Genomic DNA, 18,992 nt, shown 5'->3' on the forward strand with positions numbered 1-18,992 from the left:
CGCGGTCAGGTGCGGGTTGCGAGCGTTGCGGCGAGCGTGCCGCGGAGGCCGGCGACGAGTGCGTTGAGCCCGAGGGCAAACGCGTCGTCGGCCGCTTTCCGCCCGCGGCCTCGTCGTGCGGTCACGGCGTCGGCGAACGTTGGAGCGAGGTCGTGCTGCTCGCCGACGTCGAAGATCCATTCCGGCGCCGCGACGTCCATCGCCGAACCGAGGACGAACGATTCGACAGCCACGATGGTGTCGATGATCAGGTCCTCGGGCCACCCGCCAGCCCGCAGCCCGCCGGCAACGCGCTCGTACATCTCGAGCGTGTGCGGGGCGCCCGTGATCGGAAGGACGGCGATGACGGGGATGAGCGGCGAGTGCTGGGCGAACGCCTCCCGGTACGAATAGGCCCAGCGGACCAAGGCGACGTCCCAGGGGTCGCGCCCGAACGCGGAGGTGTCGATGGTGTCGTTGACGTCGTCCTGGACCCAGTTGAGGACCTCGTCTTTCGAGGCCACGTGGTTGTAGAGGGCCGACGGCGCCGTCTTGAGCTCCCGGGCGAGAGCCGCCATGGTGAGCCCCTCGTAGCCTGATCGCCCGATGATGGCGAGGGCCGCCGTCGTGATCTTGGCGCGGGAGAGGACCGGCCTCGAAGGCCGGCCACGCCGCCGCGGCGCGGGCGAGGCCATGGCCTCGGGCACATCGGGCAGGGCGGGTTCCATGTCTCGGAGTCTAGGCGACCAAAGGGGTTGCGTTCCGAGATAAATGAACTATATTCATTTAGAGACCCGCACCACTTTTCACGAAGGGAACACCATGGCAGAGCAGAAGCGCCAGCTCCAGGCGGACGTCGTCGTCGTCGGAGCCGGACCCGCGGGCCTCATGGCCGCGCGCACACTGACCAAGGCGGGCGAGCGGGTCGTTGTGCTCGAGGCCCGGGACCGGGTCGGAGGGCGCACGTGGAGCGATACGGTCGACGGCGCCTGGCTGGAGATCGGTGGCCAGTGGATCAGCCCCGACCAGACTGAGCTGCTCGGGCTCGTCGAGGACCTCGGCAAGGAGACGTATCAGCGGTACCGCGAGGGCCGGAGCGTGTTCGTCGCAGGCGACGGGACGCGTACGGTCTACGAGGGCGCCGACTTCCCCGTCTCGCCGGGAACCCTTGCCGAGGTCGAGCGCCTCACCGGCATCCTCGACGGGCTCGCCGCCGAGCTCGGCCCGGAGGAGCCGTGGGCGCATCCCAAGGCCCGCGAGCTCGACACCATCTCGTTCCACCACTGGCTCCGCGCCCAATCAGCCGACGAGGACGCGTGCGAGCTCATCGGCATGTTCATCGCCGGTGCCATGCTGACGAAGCCGGCCCACGCCTTCTCCGCGCTGCAGGCGGTCCTCATGGCCGCGTCCGCGGGCTCGTTCAGCAATCTCCTCGACGAGGATTTCATCCTCGACCGCCGCGTCGTGGGCGGCATGCAGTCCGTGAGCGAGGCCATGGCCGCGGAGCTGGGGGACGCCGTCGTCCTCAACGCCCCGGTGCGCACCCTCGCGTGGGGCGCGGACGGCGTGCGCGCAGAGGCCGACGGCGTGATCGTCACCGCGCACCGTGCGATCCTCGCCGTCCCGCCAACCCTCTACAGCCGCATCTCCTACGAGCCGCCGCTGCCGCGCCGCCAGCACCAGCTGCACCAGCACCTCTCGATGGGCCTCGTCATCAAGGTGCACGCCGTCTACGAGCGCCCCTTCTGGCGGGACGAGGATCTTTCGGGCACGTGCTTCGGCGTCGGCCAGATCGTGCAGGAGGTCTACGACAACACCAACTACGGAGACGAGCGCGGAACCCTCGTCGGCTTCGTCTCCGACGAATACGCCGACGCGATGTTCGCCCTGACTGCCGAGGAGCGCAAGGCCGCCATCCTCGGTTCGATCGCCCACTACCTCGGCCCGGAAGCCCTGAACGCAGAGGTCTACTACGAGTCCGACTGGGGCTCTGAGGAGTGGACGCGCGGAGCCTACGCTGCGAGCTTCGACCTTGGCGGCCTTTCCCGCTACGGCGCGGAGCAGCGCACGCCCGTGGGGCCCATCCACTTCGCCTGCTCGGACATCGCCTCCGAGGGCTACCAGCACGTCGACGGGGCTCTCCGGATGGGCCGCCGCGCCGCCGAAGAGATTCTCGCCGCGCGCGTCTGAGCCCCTCAGCCCCGTGTGGCCCCCACGACGTGCCACACGGGGCGGTCCCTCCGGTACTGAGGGATGAGGCCGCGGCTCCGCACGACGTCGACCATCGCCGCCGGCCGATGCACGTACCCGCGGAAGGACCGCCCCGAAGCGTCGAGCATCGCGTTCATTCCCCTGATGAAGAGCCGCGAGAAGGGATTGGCCGTCGGGTAGCTGAACACGAGCGCCCGGCGCGCATGGTCCGCGGCCGCGCCGAGCAGCCGAGCGTAGTCCGGGTAGCAGCAGACCACGCGGTGGAGGACGACGACGTCGGCCGGCTCGACGTCGTCCGGCGCCTCGGCGATGTTGACCCCGAGGCGACGCTCGACCCGCTCCTCGAGACCAACCGCGTGGGCGAGCCGCCGTGCATCGTCTTCGTATCCCGCTGACAGTTCGAGGTTCACTGTGCGGGCGGCACCGTGCTTGAGCAACTCGAGCTGGATCTCGCCGACGCCTCCGCCGATCTCCAGGACAGACGCGCCCTCAATGCCCGCGTTGGTGAGGAAGTCGACGATGTTCTGCTCTGGTTTGCCGAGGCCTTTGCGCCCGTAACGGCGTGCGATCGCTCCGGAGAAGCGCGAGTTGAAGACGGCGTCATACCGTTCGGGCTCCACTGGTCCGCAGCAAGAATTCATGGCACGAGTATCCGCCTTCGTTGACGTCGCGTCGTCCTGACGCAAGGCTGGGCCTGTTCCCGACGGAAGGGCCCGGACGAGTGCGGAATTCCCTCGACAGCGATGTCATCGTCATCGGCGCCGGCCTCGCCGGGCTCGTGGCTGCCGTCGAGGCGGCCAACGCGGGGCGCCGCGTGACCATCGTCGAACAGGAACCCGCGCAGTCCCTGGGCGGCCAAGCCTTTTGGTCTCTCGGGGGCCTCTTCCTCGTCGATTCTCCCGAGCAGCGCCGCATGGGCGTCCGAGATTCGCGAGACCTGGCGGCCCAGGACTGGTTCGGCAGCGCGCAGTTCGACCGCCCCGAGGACTACTGGCCCCGACGGTGGGCCGAGGCGTATCTCGACTTCGCCGCGGGGGAGAAACGCGCGTGGCTGCACGGGCTTGGGGTCCGGTTCTTCCCGGTGGTTGGCTGGGCGGAGCGCGGCGACGGCCGTGCCGAGGGGCATGGGAACTCGGTGCCGCGATTCCACCTCACGTGGGGTACCGGTCCAGGCCTTCTCGAACCCTTTGTGCGCCGGGTCCGGTCGCTTGCCGATGCCGGGAGGATCCGCTTGCTCTTCCGGCACCGGGTGGACTTGCTGCTCGTCGAGGGAGGCGCCGTTGTCGGAGTGCGGTGCGCCGTGCTCGAGCCTTCGTCGACGCCACGCGGGATGGCGAGCTCCCGGACGGTGACGGGTGAGGCGGAACTCCGCGCCTCCGCCGTCGTCGTCGCCTCGGGCGGGATCGGCGGGAACCATGACCTCGTGCGTAGGATGTGGCCCGCGCGACTCGGGACCCCGCCGTCGTCCATGGTTGCCGGCGTGCCCGCGCACGTGGACGGGCGGATGCTCGGCATCGCCGAGGACGCCGGGGGACGTCTCATCAACGGGGATCGCATGTGGCACTACGTCGAGGGCCTGCGGAATTGGAACCCGGTCTGGGAGAACCACGGGATCCGGATCCTTCCAGGGCCCTCCTCGGTATGGCTCGACGCGGCCGGGCGGCGCCTCCCTCCGCCGTTGTTCCCGGGCTTCGACACGCTCGGGACCCTGCGGCACCTGAGGGAGACGGGGTACGACTATTCGTGGTTCGTCCTGACCCAGAAGATCATCGAGAAGGAATTCGCGCTCTCCGGGTCGGAACAGAACCCCGACCTGACGGGAAAGGACCTGCGGCTCCTCCTTGGGCGCGTCCGTGGTGGCGTCTCCGAGCCGATCGGGGCCTTCATGAGGCATGGGCCGGATTTCGTCGTGGCGACATCGCTCGGCCAGCTTGTGGAGGGAATGAACCGGGTGGGGGAGCCGGGGCTCATCTCGGAGTCGGGGCTGCGAGACGTTCTCGAGGCGCGGGACCGGGAGATCGAGAACCCGTTCGGGAAGGACGCCCAGGTCATGTTCCTGCGCGGGCACCGGCGTTACCGGGGCGATCGGCTCATTCGGGTTGCCGCTCCGCACCGGATCCTCGACCCTTCGGCTGGCCCGCTGATCGCGGTCCGCCTCAACATCCTCACGCGCAAGACCTTGGGGGGACTTGAGACGGACCTCTCGGGACGCTGCCTGTCCGTGTCTGGGCAGCCAGTCCCCGGGCTGTTCGCTGCGGGCGAGGCCGCCGGATTCGGCGGCGGCGGGATGATGGGCTACAACGCCCTCGAAGGGACGTTCCTCGGAGGGTGCCTCTTCTCGGGCCGGGTGGCGGGGCGGACTGCGACGTCGGCTTGAGTGCCGCGTCTGCCTGGGCGTGTGGGCGCGTGGGCCGCGCGCTCCAGCCCACTTCTGCGGCGCCGTGAGCCGTGGCGGGCCGAGACACGCCGCTTCCCGAGTGATTGAGAAATCACAACCGGGCGGGAGCGCGGCGGCGAGCGAACTCAAGGCATGAAAAAGGCCCCGGATCCAGTTGGATCCGGGGCCTTCCCTGGTTGCGGGGGCAGGATTTGAACCTACGACCTCTGGGTTATGAGCCCAGCGAGCTACCGAACTGCTCCACCCCGCGGCGCTTGATCTACTTTACCCGCTAGGCGCTCGGGAAGCGAATCGACGGCTTGCAGGGCTGCACGGGGCTCGGCCCTGATGCGAGACCGCAGCTGGACGGTCAGCGGAGGTGATCTACAAGCGTGCCGGCGATCCCGTTGTACGAGGCGGGAGTCAGGGCGAGGAGGCGAGCCTCGGCGTCGGAGGAGAGCCCCAGGCCAGAGACGAACTCCTTCATCCGTGCGGCATCCACGCGGTGGCCTCGCGTGAGGTCCTTGAGCCGCTCATACGGGTTGTCCATCCCCGGGACCCCCGCGATCGCTTCCGCCCGCATGACCATCTGGATAGCCTCGGCGAGGACTTCCCAGTTCTGGTCGAGATCGGAGGCGAGGACGTTCTCGGCCACGTCGAGGCCCCCGAGACCCCTTGCGACGTTGCTGATCGCGAGCAGCGAGTGACCGAACGCGACCCCGATGTTCCGCTGGCTCGAGGAGTCCGTGAGGTCCCGCTGCCAACGGCTCGTCACGAGCGTGGCCCCCAGAGTGTCGAGGAGGGCCGAGGAGATCTCGAGGTTCGCCTCTGCGTTCTCGAAGCGGATGGGGTTGACCTTGTGCGGCATGGTCGAGGATCCCGTAGCGCCAGCGACTGGAATCTGTGCGAAGTAGCCGATTGAGATGTAGCTCCAGACATCCGTGCAGACGTTGTGCAGGATCCGGTTGAAGCGGGCCATGTCGGCGTACAGCTCGGCCTGCCAGTCGTGGCTCTCGATCTGAGTCGTCAAAGGGTTCCATGTGAGGCCGAGCCCCTCCACGAACGACTTGGCGACCTGCTGCCAGTCGGCACTGGGCACCGAGGCGACGTGGGCCGCGAAATCACCTGTGGCGCCATTGATCTTCCCGAGGAATTCCGTCCGCTCAATGCGGTCGAGCTGGCGGCCGAGACGGTGCGCCATGACGGCGAGTTCCTTGCCGAGGGTCGTGGGCGTTGCCGGCTGGCCATGGGTCCGGGAGAGCATCGGGACGTCCCGATTCTCTCGAGCCATGGCCGCAATCTGTTCGACGAGCTTGCGCGCCGCCGGCAGCCATACCTCCTCCACAGCACCCTTGATGCCCAGGGCGTAGGAGAGGTTGTTGATGTCCTCGGACGTGCAGCCGAAGTGGACCAGCGCAGTGAGACGGGAGAGCCCGAGCGCCTCGAGCCGGCGGCCGATGTAGTACTCGACGGCCTTGACGTCATGCACCGTCACAGCCTCGATCTCGGCGAGCTCCGTGACCGAGTCACCATCGAACTCCGTGACGATGGCCCGGAGCCCCGACTCCTGCTCTTCCGAGAGCGGCTGCGTGCCGGGAAGTACGGAATTCTTCGTGAGGTGAATGAACCATTCGACCTCGACGGCGACGCGATCGCGGTTGAGGGCTGCTTCCGAGAGATAGTCGACGAGAGGGGCCACCGCCGGACGGTACCGACCGTCGAGGGGGCCGAGCGCGATCTGCTCGGAGGAGCTCGCGAGGGACAGCCTGCCGGAAGGAATACGTACGGGGGTCTCAGCCATGGCCTCCATTCTTCCAGATCTGCCGTAGCGAAGGTCTGCCTGTGAATAAGAGGGGGCCGAGCGGCCGGACTTCCGACGGTTTTCCACATACGACGGCGGAGCGCAGCGAAGCGCCCGGCAGCGCGCCTAACGTCGATGGCGGGCCGAGCGAGCGGCCTCCGGAACGAGGAGGGGGACAGATGCAGTGCCGTCACGATGAGGCTCTTCTGCGGGCAGGCCAGGAGAGCCTGGCGCGGGTGGAAGCGGAGGTAGGCGAGGCGAAAGCGGCCCAGCGTCGGGCGGACGACGTCGAGTGGGAGGGGGCTGCTGGCGACTCTTTCCGAGCCAGGACCGCATTCATCGCGGCTGAGCTCACGGCAGTCACGCTCGGCATCACCGCACTCGGTTGCCTCTTGGCCTCTGTCCAAGGCGAGCTGCGGGCATGCGAGGCCAGCCGGTCTTCGTCTGCAACTGCTCCTGATGGGCTGGCAACTTCGGCTCACCACCTGCCGGTTACCTCTGTTCAGGGTCCACTCCTGCCGATCGCGCCCTCAGGGCCGCTCCTCCCGCAGGTGGCGCGGGCCCCGCTGCTCCCGTACCACTCGTCGTTTCCGGCTCCGCCCATGACGGGCGGGGCTGGCGGGCAGGAGCTCTGCCGATGATCTCGGGGGCGGTCAAGGCGGGCGACGGCTTCGTTGTGACGGGTGGCTCCCGGTTCGTCGCGACCCTCGAGTCCCTCGAGGCTTCCGCCTTGGTGCTGCGCGCGATGTCGTCGAACCTCGAACGGGCGGAGTGCGCCCTGCACGCGAGCCGACAGGCAGTGGCCGTCAGCGCGTGCCGGACGTCCTACACCGCTCCCCGGTTCGACGACGAGGCGCGGAGGACGCATGCACGGCTAAGGCGGGCACATGAGGAGTCGGAGCGCTGCGCTGCTGCAGTGGCGAGAGCCGCGGAAAGGTATAGGGATGAGGAGGTAGGTCGGGCTAGAGCGATGGATGGTCTGCAGAACATCCTGTTTCAAGCCGGACCAATGCCCGGCCTGCTCGATGTGCTGGGCCTCGGGGGGCTGGGTGCTGCGGGCGCGCGAGTGGTGCCCGGAAGCACGCTCGCGACCCTTCTCCGATCTCTTCAATCAGGCCGGCTTGCTGGATCTCCTGATGATCCTGCGGGGGTCAAACGCGCTTCTCTCCCCTCAGGAACGGGCGATGCGACTCACTTCTCCTATGCCCTAAAAAGCCTGCGACAGGCTCAGGGGCAGGAACCGCTCGACGACGGAAGCTTCGTTCCGCCTTCGTCGATCCTCGTGGAGAGGGTGCCGCGTCCCGACGGGACCGTCGCCGTCATCGTGACAGTGCCGGGAACCCAGACGTGGGCCCTGGACCCAGAAGACGGGAATGTCTTCGATACCGAGGGGATCCTCGACGGGATGGCGTACCGCGACAGCCAAGTGCGCAGCCTCATTAAAGGGGCCCTTCAGGACCAGAACCTCGGTGTTGACGACGCGGTCCTGTTCAACAGCTACAGCCAAGGCGGGATCCACGTGCTGGGACTCCTCGAAGATCGCGAGTTCCTTGAGCGGTATCGGGTGAAAGCCGTGACAACAGTGGGGAGCCCGGTCTCGGCCTTCGCCACTCCAGAGGGCATCCCGGTCCTGAGCCTGACCAACGCGGACGATATCGTGCCCACTGCCTCTGGACAGGCGGCGGAGCTCAGCGGATCCGTGGTCAACGTCCGCTCGCCCAGCCGAGCAGGTCCCGTCGCTGCCGTTCTCTTCCCGCAGGATGTCGTCGCCAAGGCTCACGACCTGGGGAACTATGCCCACGACGCCGAACTGCTCGACGAGTCCGGGGATACCGCGGTCCTCGCGCACCGGGCGGCTGTGAACGCGGCACTGGGAGCGGGGCTTGCCGGCGGCGCAGCTGCCGCTGCCGCTGCCGGAACGACTGGCCTCGTCGGAGGGGGCGCCAGCGGGACTGTCGGGAGCTCTGGAGCCAACGGCGGGACGGGATCAACGGCAGGCAGTTCTCAACCCGGAGGCGCTCAACGCGAGCGCTTTGCCTACACGGCCGCGGATCCTAGAACGAGGGGCTGAAGGGCCGGGGCCTCGTCAGGGAGTCCTAGCGCTTGCGATTGGCTCCAAGGATCCAGCCCATCACGGCGGAAACGATGGAAATGATGATCGCGCCGAAGATCGCGGTCCAGAAGAAGGAATTGATGGTCAAGTGGACCGGCGTGTAACCGCTCAGCCAGGCGGTGAGAGCGAGCATTGCAGCATTGATGATGAGAGCGAAGAGCCCGAGAGTCAGGCACGTGACGGGGAGAGACAGGACTTCGATGATCGGGCGCACGAGCGCGTTGACGAGGCCGAAGATGAGGCCGATGAACAGATACGCGAGGACGACGCCCACCAGGTCACTGTGCTGTCCGGCGCCATGATTGGCGGCGAGGTCCGCGACGGCGGTGGAATTGATCTTGATTCCCGGCAGAATCCAACTGGCTACCCAGAGCGCGATGGCGTTGACGACGACGCGGATCAGGAATCGCAGCATGCGCCCATCGTTCCACAGAGCGCCCTCGACGTCTCGGCACCCGGTTACGCTTGAAACCATGACTTCTGCACTTAACAGTCACGACAGCGCCGAAGCAGCCGCCGTCGTCGCCGCCGGCCCGGAGGGCAACACCCCGAGCTCTCTGGTCGTCGGTCCCCGTCCCGTAATTGGCCGCCTCCCGAAGTACGCCGCTGGAAGGCCGCCCGCTCCCGTTGAAGGGCTCGAGAGCTTCAAGCTTTCCTCGAATGAGAACCCGCTTCCGCCGCTGCCAGCGGTTCTGGAGGCGATCGCCGCTGAGACTGCCATCAACCGCTATCCAGATCCTGTTGCAAGCTCGCTTCGTGCCAGGCTCGGCGACTTCCTTGGTGTCGCGGCGGAGGACATCGTCACCGGCGGAGGGAGCCTCGGGGCGCTCAATCAGCTTCTCGCCGCCTTCGCGGGCCAGCAGGACGACGGCGTGCAGGACGAGGTCCTCTACGCCTGGCGGTCCTTCGAGGCCTACCCGATCTCGGTGGGACTCGCGGGCGCCAAGAGCGTCCAGGTCCCGGTGACAGAGGACGGCCGGCACGACCTCGAAGCGATGGCGAGGGCGGTCACTGACCGGACGCGGGTTGTGCTGTTGTGCACCCCGAACAACCCCACGGGGCCGGTCTTGAGAACAGAGGAAACCGAGGAGTTCATCGAGTCGGTCCCCGAGGACGTCGTGGTCGTGATCGACGAGGCCTATCAAGAGTTCGTGCGCGATCCGGAGGCCGTCGACGGGCTGCAGATGTACCGCAAATACCCAAACGTCGTGGTGCTCAGAACCTTCTCGAAGGCCCACGGGCTCGCGGGACTCCGCGTGGGCTATTCGATCTCGCGCCCCGAGATCACACAGCACCTCCGGGTGGCCGCAGTCCCCTTTGCCGTCTCGTCGGTGGCGGAGCGGGCGGCAATCGCCTCGTTGGACCACTACGGGGAAGTTGTAGAAAGGGTACAAAGCCTCGTGGACGAACGGGATCGGGTCACTCGTGGGCTACGCGAGCTCGGATGGTCGGTCCCGGACGCCCAGGGGAATTTCGTCTGGCTCAAGCTGGGCGAGGCGACACCGGCCTTCGCCAAGGAGGCCGCGGCCCGAGCCCTCTCAGTGAGGGCGTTCGGGACGGAAGGAGTGAGAGTGAGCATCGGGGAAGTCGATGCAAACACTCGCTTCCTCGAGCTCTGTAGGACCTTTACAAAAGCCCCGATCGCTTCCTAGCGGTTAGGCTGAGCGGCGGCCCGGCTGTACTCGGTAGAGTTACAGCTGGGCCGACAGCATATATTCCAAATGCAGTACGCATTCCTCTTGAGGAATATGGTCCGGCACCCACCGTCCGGAGCGGAAAGACGATTACGGCAGGAGGCGGCGGAATGGCAGGAGACCTGCCCACCACCGAGTTCGACGACATCCCTGAGGAATTGCTCTACGAGCTCGAGGCCCTCGCCCATGAACGTACCGAAGGCCACGTCAACATGGTCCAGCTCCTCGACGAGGAAGGGCGCTTCCTCAATCGTTCCCATTTCGCCGAGCGGGCCTCGGCCCTAAGCGTCGACGAGCTGCGTGCGCTGTACCGAGACATGGCGATGATCCGGCGGTTCGATGCCGAGGCGACGGCGCTCCAGCGCCAGGGGCAGCTCTCCCTCTGGGTCCCAGTGAGAGGCCAAGAGGCAGCCCAGATCGGTTCCGGTCGCGCGACGCTCCCGCAGGACTACATCTTCCCGACTTACCGTGAGCACGGCGTCGCGCTCACGCGCGGAGTTGAGCTTGGCGAGCTTCTCCGGCAGTTCCGGGGTGTCTCGAATGGCGGCTGGGATCCGAGGCAGAACAACTTCCACCTCTACACGCTCGTCCTTGCGGCGCAGGTGCCGCACGCGGTCGGCTACGCCATGGGCCTCCAGCGGGACGCTTCCCGCGCCGCTGCCGCCGGACGGGCAGCCCCGGACCCAGCCGCCGTCGTCGCCTATTTCGGTGACGGTGCGAGCTCGGAAGGCGACATCCACGAGAGCATGGTCTTCGCCGCGAGCTTCAAGGCGCCGGTCGTCTTCTTCTGCCAGAACAATCAGTGGGCCATTTCGGTCCCGACGCAGGTGCAGTCGCGCATTCCCCTGCACAACCGCGCCAAGGGCTACGGCTTCCCGGGCCTTCGGGTGGACGGGAACGACGTCCTCGCAGTGCATGCCGTCACCGAGTGGGCCCTCGAACGCGCGCGCAGCGGCAAGGGGCCCGTGCTCATCGAGGCGTACACGTATCGTCAGGGCGCCCACACGACCGCGGACGACCCGACGAAGTATCGCCTCACCGCCGAAGAGGAATCGTGGCTTGCGAAAGACCCGATCACGCGCTTCGAGAAGTTCCTCCGGGCCGAAGGCCATGCCGACGAGGCGTTCTTTGCCGAGGTTGCGGCTGAAGGGGAAGCCCTCGCGGCAAAGTCACGCAGGGACGTTCTCGCTTTCGAAGCTCCGAGCCTGGCCGCCGAGATGCAGAACGTCTACGCGGAGCGGCACCCCCTCGTGGACGAGGAGCTCGCGTGGCACCTCGAATATCAGGCCGGCTTCGCCGATGCCGACACGGATTCTGTGGAAGGCGGTCACTGATGCCCACGATGACTCTTGCGAAGGCCATCAATGCCGGTCTCCGTGACGCCTTGGCCGCGGATGAGATGGTCATGCTCATGGGCGAGGACATCGGTGCACTTGGTGGTGTCTACCGAGTGACCGAGGGCCTCAAGGCTGAGTTCGGCGAGGACCGTGTCGTCGACAGCCCACTTGCGGAATCCGGGATCGTCGGTACGAGCATCGGTCTTTCACTGCGCGGTTACAGACCCGTTGGGGAGATCCAGTTCGACGGCTTCGTGTTCCCGGCCTTCAACCAGATCACGACCCAGCTCGCGAAACTCCATGCCCGCAGCCGTGGCCAGCTCACAGTCCCAGTGACAATCCGTATCCCCTACGGCGGTGGAATCGGCTCGGTCGAGCACCACTCGGAGTCACCCGAGGCCCTTTTCGCCCACACCGCGGGGCTTCGGATCCTCACACCCTCCAACCCCCATGACGCCTACTGGATGACTCGCCACGCGATCGAGTGCGAAGATCCCGTCATCGTCTTCGAGCCCAAGCGCCGGTACTGGCTCAAGGGCGAAGTGGATCTGGAGAGTCCCGGGACCTCGGCGGACCCCTTCCGCGCCCACGTTGTGCGCGAGGGCGCTGACGCGACGATCGTTGCCTACGGCCCGCTTGTCCCAGTCGCGCTCGCTGCTGCGGAAGCGGCCGCGGAGGACGGCCGCAGCGTCGAAGTGGTCGATCTCCGGTCGCTTTCACCCATCGACTTCGACACCGTGACGGCCTCCGTCCAGAAGACCGGCCGTCTGGTCGTAGCCCACGAGGCCCCGACGTTCGGCGGCCTCGGCGGCGAGATTGCTGCGCGGGTGTCCGAGCGGGCATTCCTCTCCCTCGAAGCGCCCGTGATCCGGGTAGGCGGCTTCCACATGCCATATCCCGTCTCGAAGGTCGAGGGCCAGTACCTACCGGACATCGACCGCATCCTTGAGGCCCTCGACCGGGCGTTCGCGTACTAGGAGCCCCATGAGCAAGCAGATCTTCAACCTCCCCGACGTCGGCGAGGGGCTGACTGAGGCAGACATCGTTGCCTGGAAGGTCAAGCCCGGCGACACGGTCGCGATCAACGACGTCCTCTGCGAGATCGAGACGGCGAAGAGCCTGGTCGAGCTCCCGAGTCCGTTCGAGGGCACGGTACTTGAGCTCCTGGCCCCCGAGCACGAAACGATCGAGGTAGGTTCGCCGATCATCGCGATCGGATCGACCTCCCACGTGGCGGGCACGGGCCTGGCTGCAGCACCGGGCCCGTCCGCGTCGGGCCCCGCGGTTCCCGCGCCCGGCGCTTCAGCCCTCAAAGAAGCGAACGACGGCGGGGCCGCACCGGGCGTCGCGGCCGCATCGCCGTCGTCCTCGCCAGCGGCAGCGAGCCCTGCCCCCCGGCTCCCGGCTGCGTCGGAGGCACTGAACGCTCCGGTCCCGCAGATGCACGAGCCCGGAATCGAGACCGGGCCGCTTGTGGGGTCTGGCCCGAAGGCAGACGCGGTAAAGCGCCGCCCCCGCAAACAGCAGGTTGCGACTCCGGGCGCTCCGTCCCCCGCGACCTCCCGCCAGCAGCCAGCGACCCCGCGCGCGGTCGGTTCGAGCGCTGCAGCCGGATCCCCAACTCCCGCTGCAAGCGCGCAGGCGAGCCAAGAGAACGAGGCCAGCACCGCCGTCGCCCGCCTGCTGACCCGCGTTCTCGCGAAGCCACCCGTTCGGCGGATTGCCAAGGAGCTCGGGATCAATCTCGTCGACGTGCCTGCGACGGGCCCGCGCGGTGAGGTGACCCGCGCGGACTTGGAGTCGTACCAGGTGCAGCGTGAACGTGAGATCGCTGCCGCGCCGACTTTCTGGGAACCCGCTAAGAAGCCGGTGGACCAGCGGATCGAGGTTGTCCCGGTCCGAGGTGTCCGCAAGGCCACGGCGAAGGCGATGGTGGATTCGGCTTTCACGGCGCCGCACGTGAGCATCTTTGTGGACGTAGATGCGTCTCGGACGATGGAGTTCGTTCAGCGGCTCAAGAAGTCGCGCGACTTCGAGAACATCAAGGTCTCCCCGCTGCTCATCCTCGCGAAGGCGGTCATCTGGGCGGCGGCACGCAATCCAAGCGTTAACTCGGAATGGGTCAGCACGCCGAATGGCGACGAGATCCACATCAAGCACTTCATGAATCTCGGGATCGCGGCGGCGACGCCGCGCGGCCTCCTCGTGCCGAACATCAAGAACGCGCAGGACCTGTCCCTCAAGGAACTGGCGGTGGCGCTCAACGACCTTGCGACAACCGCCCGTGCCGGGAAGACGAAGGCCGGCGACATGCAGGGCGGAACGCTCACGGTCACCAATATCGGTGCTCTCGGCATCGACATCGGCACGCCGATCATCAACCCGGGCGAGGTTGCGATCGTTGCCTTCGGCACGATCAAGCAGAAGCCGTGGGTGGTTTCGGGAGAGGTGATCCCCCGCTGGATCACGACCCTCGGGGGCTCGTTCGATCACCGCGTGGTCGACGGCGATCTTTCCGCGCGCTTCATGGCGGACGTCGCGGCGATCATGGAGGAGCCTGCACTCCTGCTCGACTGAGGCGCTGAGAAGAAGGGAAGCGGCCTCAGCCCTAGTTGCGTACTGTGCCTTGTATCGCCGGAAGTGCGGGCGCACAATATCGCCAGCAGCCGGGCAATCTTGGCACGGTACGCGCCACCCGGGTGTGGGAGGTCGATCCACGTGAGCTCATCCATGGAGGCTGGTTCCGTCAGCGCCCCGTCGGGCCAGCAGATCGTCGCCCGGCTCGAACGCCTTGAGGTCTGGAGCCTCTCCTACCTCTTCATCGGGATCATCGGGCTCGGGTTCCTCTTCACGTTCTACGACATCTTCGATATCAACGTCTCATTCATCCAGACCTGCATCGAGCTGAACAAGGGCTGCACGCCGGAGAATGCTCTGGGTGCCCTGCCGCTTCCCGTACTCCTCAACCTCGCAGGGTATGTGGTCGGCACCCTCGTGCTGAGTCCCATCGCGGACCGCATCGGCCGCCGCAACATGCTCATGGTGACGATGCTCATCACCGGTCTCGGATCCCTCTACAACGCCTTCGTGGGCGATTACGCGAACTTCAACATCGCCCGGATCATCACGGGTATCGGCATCGGCGCGGATCTCGCGATCGTCAACACGTATGTGAACGAGGTGGCGCCGCGGAAGGCGAGGGCCAAGTTCACGACCATCATCTTCATCATGTCGGCACTCGGCGCCCTCGTAGGGATCTGGCTCGGCCTCATCCTCACGACGGCCCCGACGCCTTGGCCACTCGGCCTTCCATTTGCGGCTGCGGGCCCCGGGTTCGATTTCGGCTGGCGTTGGATGTACGGGATCGGGGCGATTCTGGCCGTCATCGCCGTCCTGCTCCGATTCGAGTTGCCCGAGTCGCCTCGGTGGCTCATTGGCCAGGGACGCCTCGCCGACGCGGACGCAGTCGTCCGGGCCATGGAGGAACGGGCTGCCCGGCACGGCCCGCTCGCCGAGCCGCTCCTCGCGGACACCTACGGTGCGACCGTGCCGCCGTCGCCCGTGCCGTACCGCGACCTCTTTGGGCGCGCTCTGTACGTGCGGCGCATCATCCTGCTGTTCCTGATCTGGTTCATCGGCTACATCACCGTGTACTCGTTCGCGTCCGGCTTCACGGTCGTCCTCTCAGCGCTCCGCTACCCGCCGCCTGAGGCTGGCGTCATAGCCGCCGTGGGAACGTTCGGCTTCGTCGCGGAGGCGGCGGTGATGAGCGCGATTGTCGAGAAGCTCGAGCGGCGCTACTGGCTTCCCATCGCGGCCGCGGTGACGATCATCGGATCGCTCGTCGTCGCCTCCGCGGGCACGAACATCTGGGTATCGTTCATCGGCGCGATCCTCATCTTCGCGGGCTTCAACCTCTGGGTATCGCCGACGTACGCCCTCACGGCAGAGTGCTTCCCCACGCGTGCCCGGACCACCGGCTTCGCCCTCGTGGACGGGGTCGGGCACATCGGCGGCGGGATCGGCGTCATGGTCATCGCGCCGATCCTTCCTCAGTTGTCGGTCGTTTGGGCGCTCGGCCTGATCTCAGTCTTCCTTGTCATCGCGGCCATCCTCGTCCAGTTCACCCCGCACACCCGGAACCGGCACCTGGACCACATCTCGCCGTGAGCCGGACAACCCTTCGAGCATGACTGTCTGGTGGGGCTCGAGTTCGGCGGGCGGCACATGGGCGATAAGGAGGACAAGGCTCTTGTGGGCCCACTCGCCGAGCTCCTTCACCAGAGTCTCGACCCCGTGACCGTCCATGCCGTTGAACGGTTCATCGAGGATGGCGACGGGAGTCGGCAACGCCGTGCAAGCGAGTAGCCAGAGCTTGCGCTGGTTTCCGGTTGAAAGCTCCGCGGCAGGCACCTCGAGCCAGTCACCGAGGCCGTAGCGTTCCGCGCGTTCGAGGGCACGGCCCACCTCTGTGCGCCGGCATCGAGCCGCGAATGCCAGATGGTCCCTTGCTGTCATCGACGGATACAGTGCGGGGGCCGTCCGGCAGACGCTGCGCAGGAACCGCGCCTCTGCTGAATTGGAGAGGGTTCCCGAGATGCGTACCTCGCCCTCGAAGGGAGAGAGGAATCCCGAGACGAGTTCGAGGAGCGTGGACTTCCCGCTCCCGTTCGCGCCCGCGATGCGGACAAGACCTGGGCCCTTGAGGATGAGGTTCAACCCACCGAAGACTGGGCGCTCGCGATCGTAGCCGGCGAGGACCGAGGCGAATTCGAGCTGAGGCGGCTGATTCGACAGCGAAGGCAAATGAAGGCTCCAAGGGTCAGGACGACGGCGTAGAAAGCGATGAGGAGGGCGGCGAGGGCCGGATCGACGAGCAGGGCGACGAAGCATGGAGTCATGAGCGCGTAGGCGGCGACGCTGCCCGCAAGTTCGAACTGTTTCGTACCGTCGGTGCTGGGCAGCGGGGCGACGAGAGACTCTCCCGTCACTTCAGCAGCGGCGACCACGATTGCGACCGCAAGTGGCGCGAGGTAGAGCTTTCCAGTAGCCAGAAAGGCCACGGTCACGACGACGGCCCCGAGGGGGAGCGCCATCCCGGCATAGAGGCCAAGGAGTGAGCCGGCTACTCGACGCGCTGAGAGCCCGTTTTCCATGGCGAAACGAGCATGGTAGATCTTCGCGGTGGGACCTATGCGTTCGAAGACGAGGGCGAGGACGCATGAAGCGAGCAGGACGGTGGTGCCCACGACGGCGCGGTTCACCTCCGTAGGAGTGGCAGCCGCAAGCGCGGGAAGCGGCAGCAGGGGAGAAGCGCCGACGAGGACCGCGCATACGGTGATCGCGACAAAGTAGTAGACGGATGCGAGCGTTCCCTGTGGGGACGCGGCGAGATCTGAGAGAAATGCTGCCGCAAGGCCCTTCGCCTGGGGCTGGCCGGAGTGCTGTCGCGCGCGGGGAATCAGAAGGGTTGAGTAGCGGGCTCGCCGTAGGCACATCATTGTCCCGGCGACGAGCCCGACGACGGCGACGAGGCCGACGACGGCGACGACCGCCGTCGTCGGGAGCGGCACGGCAAGCGGTGGGACACCGGACCAAGAGACGCCAGCGTCCAGGACGGCGCTTGTCGCGATGCCGAGGGCAAGGCCGACGACGGCGCAAGCTCCCGCGCGGGGCCAGGTCACCGCCCCACTCTGCCGCGGTCGAGCGGCACCCCAGGCTGCTAGGAAGCAGGCAGCGGCAAAGGCGGTGACGGCGAGTGGTAGGAGCCATGCGTAGCTGCTGACTCGAGCAGCGTCGTCGGCGCCGAAGACAAAGAGGAACACGATTGTCGCGGCAGGCACCGGTGCCGCTGAAATGGCTGCGGGGAGGACTCCGTACCTGAGCGCGACGTGGCTGAGCGGGACGTCGAGGTCGCGGAACAGCTTGAGATGCGGGTTCGCGGCCACCGCGAGCCGCCGGCTCGTGAGCAGTCCGGAGCCGACCACCGCGGCGAGGGCATAGAGCACCGAGAGGGAGCACAATTGCCACGCGAGCTCACGATCTTCCGCGAAGACCGTGTCTCGGAGAATCCTCAGGAGCACGAACCACAGCGTGAGGGCAACGATTGCGCCTGCGAGGATCACGGAGCTCATGAGCAGCTTGAAAGCACCGAGACTCAGTGGGAGCCGAAGGGAGTTAATGATTTCGAAAGCTCGGAAATCTCGCACGAGACGGAAATCGCTGACCCAGACGGAAGTGGCCATGGTCAGAATTTGCTCTTGGGATCAGTCGCGAGGATCGAGCCCTGCAACTCAAGGATCTGAGCTGATGCCAATAAGGTGCAGATGACAGTGGCCACAAACGAGGCCGCCGCCTGCATGGGAGTCGCTAAGTAGGGGCTCAAGCTGAAGCCGTGGAATACCCCTGCGAGGGTGTAGATGATGAGCTTGAGTGGAGACAACGAGCCTGGCTTGGTGAAGAGGAATATGAAAGGGATGAGCACTCCGAAAAAGCTCACTCCTCCCAACGCTACGTACTTTGTGACTTGCGGATCCAGGTTCTTTAGCCCCACTGCCAGCGGAGCCAGCCACAAGCCGATGACAGCAATGATCGAGCAGAGAATCAGAGCGCTGAGCTGAATTCGGTGAAGGAAAGGAAAGTAGCGAACGTATAAGCGTTCGAACACGAGTGTGGCTCCTAACCGAAGCTGATGAGCATTGGCAGGGCTACCGCGGTCGCGGCGACGAGAACTCTCTTCCCGGGCGCGAAGTTCCACCAATGCCGCCGGTACCCCACAAGCGCGGCGACGGCGACCAAGGGGAAGTATGCGTAATAGCCCGGCACTCCGTGCAGATCCGGGACCTGGGCCACCACGCTCGCGAGATGCACGGGAATGGTGGTTAGCGCGGCGATCATAAAATACATTCCGACTCTCCAGCGGCCCCGGAACAGCGGCTTTGTAGGGATAATGCGCCGATCGAGGAATGCTGCCAGGAGTAGATAGAGGACCATGATGACCGCGTACACGAGCACGAACATGATCCCGCCGACTGTGGTGGAGAAAGCCACAAGCCTTTCGTCCCCGAGTTCAGCCTTGGCGTCGGCCGGTATCTGCGACGCCACGTCGCGAAGCACTAGGGGAAGTCTGGCCACCACGAGTCCCATGATGAGGATGTAGGCGATGATCCAGAAGGATCGTGGTGTCTTCTGTTTGCCGTCATCTGTGGAGGCCTCGGGCTTCATGTAGCCGACGCGTGCGACGCTGATGAGCGGGTCTTCAGGACGGGGAGGTTCTGGGGCTGAGATGCTCATTTTTCCTATGCATTTCGAAGGGAGATGAGGATGGCCTCGATCCCCGCGGCGACCGTGATAAGGGCCAAAGCGAGGGAAAGGGTGCCGAGCGAGGCGGAGAGGTCGCGGTGCAGCGAAGTCACTGAGACCTTGCCTTAGTCTCCTGATCCCGTGCCATCGCTCATGCCACGGCTCGAGCCCGGCCCCA

General features: G+C 66.3%; 17 protein-coding genes and 1 tRNA gene. 9 read left to right on the forward strand and 9 right to left on the reverse strand.

Annotated features, from left to right (window positions below):
- Positions 1-5 precede the first annotated feature (5 nt).
- Entirely contained in the window at positions 6-707 is a 702-nt protein-coding gene (locus LK10_RS16495; RefSeq protein ID WP_043125921.1) for a TetR/AcrR family transcriptional regulator, read from the reverse strand.
- A 94-nt stretch (positions 708-801) separates the two neighbouring features.
- Between LK10_RS16495 and LK10_RS16500 the strand changes: the two genes are divergently transcribed.
- The gene (locus tag LK10_RS16500; protein ID WP_043125924.1) at positions 802-2,169 is read left to right on the forward strand and encodes a flavin monoamine oxidase family protein; all 1,368 of its coding nucleotides are present in this window, start codon (positions 802-804) and stop codon (positions 2,167-2,169) included.
- Between the two features lie 5 nt (positions 2,170-2,174).
- Here LK10_RS16500 and LK10_RS16505 read toward each other — a convergent pair whose 3' ends face one another.
- Entirely contained in the window at positions 2,175-2,831 is a 657-nt protein-coding gene (locus tag LK10_RS16505; RefSeq protein ID WP_043125926.1) for a class I SAM-dependent methyltransferase, read from the reverse strand.
- Between the two features lie 80 nt (positions 2,832-2,911).
- Here LK10_RS16505 and LK10_RS16510 point away from each other — a divergent pair, with 80 nt between their 5' ends.
- Positions 2,912-4,567, forward strand: a complete 1,656-nt coding sequence (locus LK10_RS16510) for an FAD-binding dehydrogenase (RefSeq protein ID WP_043125928.1) — start codon at positions 2,912-2,914, stop codon at positions 4,565-4,567.
- Positions 4,568-4,761: 194 nt separating this feature from the next.
- Here the strand turns inward: LK10_RS16510 and LK10_RS16515 are convergent.
- Together LK10_RS16515 and purB are read right to left on the reverse strand one after the other, a co-directional pair.
- Positions 4,762-4,838, reverse strand: a tRNA-Met gene (locus tag LK10_RS16515).
- A gap of 99 nt (positions 4,839-4,937) precedes the next feature.
- Positions 4,938-6,368, reverse strand: a complete 1,431-nt coding sequence (gene purB, locus LK10_RS16520) for an adenylosuccinate lyase (protein WP_043126115.1) — start codon at positions 6,366-6,368, stop codon at positions 4,938-4,940.
- 179 nt (positions 6,369-6,547) lie between these two features.
- On the opposite strand from purB, the gene LK10_RS16525 reads away from it, so the two are divergent.
- A complete protein-coding gene (locus LK10_RS16525; RefSeq protein ID WP_043125931.1) occupies positions 6,548-7,009 on the forward strand; it encodes a hypothetical protein in 462 nt (153 codons plus the stop codon).
- On the forward strand, positions 7,006-8,439 hold the full coding sequence (locus LK10_RS16530; RefSeq protein WP_043125934.1) for a hypothetical protein: 1,434 nt from the start codon (positions 7,006-7,008) through the stop codon (positions 8,437-8,439). Before LK10_RS16525 ends, LK10_RS16530 begins: the two co-directional genes overlap by 4 nt.
- Positions 8,440-8,464: 25 nt before the next feature.
- Here LK10_RS16530 and LK10_RS16535 read toward each other — a convergent pair whose 3' ends face one another.
- Entirely contained in the window at positions 8,465-8,896 is a 432-nt protein-coding gene (locus LK10_RS16535; RefSeq protein ID WP_043126118.1) for a phage holin family protein, read from the reverse strand.
- A 58-nt stretch (positions 8,897-8,954) separates the two neighbouring features.
- On the opposite strand from LK10_RS16535, the gene hisC reads away from it, so the two are divergent.
- The 5 genes from hisC to LK10_RS16560 all read left to right on the forward strand — a co-directional run bounded on the left by hisC (position 8,955) and on the right by LK10_RS16560 (position 15,682).
- Positions 8,955-10,133 (forward strand): histidinol-phosphate transaminase, encoded by a 1,179-nt coding sequence (gene hisC / locus LK10_RS16540; protein WP_081998619.1) that lies wholly within the window; start codon positions 8,955-8,957, stop codon positions 10,131-10,133.
- 152 nt (positions 10,134-10,285) lie between these two features.
- Positions 10,286-11,509 (forward strand): pyruvate dehydrogenase (acetyl-transferring) E1 component subunit alpha, encoded by a 1,224-nt coding sequence (gene pdhA / locus LK10_RS16545; RefSeq protein WP_043125937.1) that lies wholly within the window; start codon positions 10,286-10,288, stop codon positions 11,507-11,509.
- Complete coding sequence (locus LK10_RS16550; protein WP_043125938.1) at positions 11,509-12,489, forward strand: alpha-ketoacid dehydrogenase subunit beta; 981 nt, start codon at positions 11,509-11,511, stop codon at positions 12,487-12,489. Before pdhA ends, LK10_RS16550 begins: the two co-directional genes overlap by 1 nt.
- A gap of 7 nt (positions 12,490-12,496) precedes the next feature.
- Positions 12,497-14,089 (forward strand): dihydrolipoamide acetyltransferase family protein, encoded by a 1,593-nt coding sequence (locus tag LK10_RS16555; protein ID WP_043125941.1) that lies wholly within the window; start codon positions 12,497-12,499, stop codon positions 14,087-14,089.
- A 141-nt stretch (positions 14,090-14,230) separates the two neighbouring features.
- Positions 14,231-15,682, forward strand: coding sequence for an MFS transporter (locus LK10_RS16560; protein WP_197061967.1), 1,452 nt, complete (start codon positions 14,231-14,233; stop codon positions 15,680-15,682).
- Here LK10_RS16560 and LK10_RS21555 read toward each other — a convergent pair.
- The 4 genes from LK10_RS21555 to LK10_RS16575 are packed head-to-tail and all read right to left on the reverse strand — an operon-like array spanning position 15,599 to position 18,805.
- On the reverse strand, positions 15,599-16,231 hold the full coding sequence (locus LK10_RS21555) for an ABC transporter ATP-binding protein (protein ID WP_197061968.1): 633 nt from the start codon (positions 16,229-16,231) through the stop codon (positions 15,599-15,601). The genes LK10_RS16560 and LK10_RS21555 overlap by 84 nt on opposite strands.
- On the reverse strand, positions 16,228-17,757 hold the full coding sequence (locus LK10_RS22390; RefSeq protein ID WP_043125946.1) for a hypothetical protein: 1,530 nt from the start codon (positions 17,755-17,757) through the stop codon (positions 16,228-16,230). Before LK10_RS22390 ends, LK10_RS21555 begins: the two co-directional genes overlap by 4 nt.
- A 2-nt stretch (positions 17,758-17,759) precedes the next feature.
- Positions 17,760-18,179: a hypothetical protein gene (locus tag LK10_RS16570; protein ID WP_043125949.1), complete on the reverse strand. Its 420-nt coding sequence runs from the start codon at positions 18,177-18,179 to the stop codon at positions 17,760-17,762.
- Positions 18,180-18,190: 11 nt separating this feature from the next.
- Positions 18,191-18,805 (reverse strand): hypothetical protein, encoded by a 615-nt coding sequence (locus LK10_RS16575; RefSeq protein WP_043125952.1) that lies wholly within the window; start codon positions 18,803-18,805, stop codon positions 18,191-18,193.
- Between the last annotated feature and the right edge of the window lie 187 nt (positions 18,806-18,992).

It is taken from the genome of Sinomonas humi (assembly GCF_000802235.1).
GTDB classification, from domain to species: domain Bacteria; phylum Actinomycetota; class Actinomycetes; order Actinomycetales; family Micrococcaceae; genus Sinomonas; species Sinomonas humi.

Coding starts and splice junctions, on each gene's coding strand:
- LK10_RS16495 (WP_043125921.1), bottom strand. CDS start 707: ATGGAACCCGCCCTGCCCGATGTGCCCGAGGCCATGGCCTCGCCCGCG.
- LK10_RS16500 (WP_043125924.1), top strand. CDS start 802: ATGGCAGAGCAGAAGCGCCAGCTCCAGGCGGACGTCGTCGTCGTCGGA.
- LK10_RS16505 (WP_043125926.1), bottom strand. CDS start 2,831: ATGAATTCTTGCTGCGGACCAGTGGAGCCCGAACGGTATGACGCCGTC.
- purB (WP_043126115.1), bottom strand. CDS start 6,368: ATGGCTGAGACCCCCGTACGTATTCCTTCCGGCAGGCTGTCCCTCGCG.
- LK10_RS16525 (WP_043125931.1), top strand. CDS start 6,548: ATGCAGTGCCGTCACGATGAGGCTCTTCTGCGGGCAGGCCAGGAGAGC.
- LK10_RS16530 (WP_043125934.1), top strand. CDS start 7,006: ATGATCTCGGGGGCGGTCAAGGCGGGCGACGGCTTCGTTGTGACGGGT.
- LK10_RS16535 (WP_043126118.1), bottom strand. CDS start 8,896: ATGCTGCGATTCCTGATCCGCGTCGTCGTCAACGCCATCGCGCTCTGG.
- hisC (WP_081998619.1), top strand. CDS start 8,955: ATGACTTCTGCACTTAACAGTCACGACAGCGCCGAAGCAGCCGCCGTC.
- pdhA (WP_043125937.1), top strand. CDS start 10,286: ATGGCAGGAGACCTGCCCACCACCGAGTTCGACGACATCCCTGAGGAA.
- LK10_RS16550 (WP_043125938.1), top strand. CDS start 11,509: ATGCCCACGATGACTCTTGCGAAGGCCATCAATGCCGGTCTCCGTGAC.
- LK10_RS16555 (WP_043125941.1), top strand. CDS start 12,497: ATGAGCAAGCAGATCTTCAACCTCCCCGACGTCGGCGAGGGGCTGACT.
- LK10_RS22390 (WP_043125946.1), bottom strand. CDS start 17,757: ATGGCCACTTCCGTCTGGGTCAGCGATTTCCGTCTCGTGCGAGATTTC.
- LK10_RS16575 (WP_043125952.1), bottom strand. CDS start 18,805: ATGAGCATCTCAGCCCCAGAACCTCCCCGTCCTGAAGACCCGCTCATC.